The following is an 835-nucleotide window of genomic DNA, read 5'->3' on the forward strand; positions in this document are numbered from 1 at the left end:
TGTATTTGTAGGATTGAAAATCACCGTTCAAGCCCTTGCCCATCAAACCACCGAAAGGGTAATAGTCGTTGCGTTCCTCCAAATTACCATTCCCACACGACTCACCGTAAGTGTATTTCACAAATCTGTTATTGCTCATAATCATCTTATACAGCAAATTTAACTGTTCAAATCTTTATGTTACATTTTATCTGACATAGATATCCTGCATTTAAATCATTAAATATACATCATATATCGTCTTATTATTTTAATTATTTAGGTCAATATGTATTATTTTTGTCATTAATACATTGACTAATTTATTATTATGCATACCTACTTGCCAATCTTGCATTAAATTTAGTGCTTTCAACCCGGATTTTTCAAAAGCAGTTAATTCGTCCACGGTCTTGTTGTAAATTCTCGCACCGATTAAATGTCCTTTAACATCAATAACTAATCTGATAATTCGACCATTCGGGGGAAAAACCACCAAAAGACGAACTTTTGCCAACTTCGGACAGAGCAGCGTTACTAAAACATTACCTATATATCCAATGGGAAGGAATGGTAAAAACGGTAACGAATGAGCTAATCCCCAACTGAAACCTTCTGCAAAGATAGCCCAATAAAGGGACAATGGGAAGAAAAAAGGCAAGGTGAACGCACACATGCAGCCGTCGGGAAAGTATATTTGGACGAGGGCACACGATATGGCTATGCGGCGTAGAAAAAGAACGGTAACAAATGCCAAACTATCCGACGAATTAGTTTGGAGAATCAAGGAATATATTACCAACTACCGGTGGTCTCCAAGACAAATATCAGGGTATCTGCGAATAAATGAGGGGAT

The 835-nt window shown here is 37.1% G+C and carries 1 protein-coding gene and 1 pseudogene; one reads left to right on the forward strand and one right to left on the reverse strand.

Annotated features, from left to right (window positions below; translation table 11 throughout):
• Positions 1 to 250: 250 nt before the first annotated feature.
• Positions 251 to 622 carry a hypothetical protein gene (locus EII32_RS11360; RefSeq protein ID WP_125235471.1) on the reverse strand — a complete coding sequence of 124 codons (372 nt, stop codon included), beginning with the start codon at positions 620 to 622 and terminating at the stop codon, positions 251 to 253.
• Positions 623 to 653: 31 nt separating this feature from the next.
• Between EII32_RS11360 and EII32_RS12615 the strand changes: the two are divergent.
• Positions 654 to 835: pseudogene (locus tag EII32_RS12615) on the forward strand (IS30 family transposase); the annotation flags it as partial.

Source organism: Prevotella sp. OH937_COT-195 (genome assembly GCF_003932845.1).
GTDB lineage: Bacteria > Bacteroidota > Bacteroidia > Bacteroidales > Bacteroidaceae > Prevotella.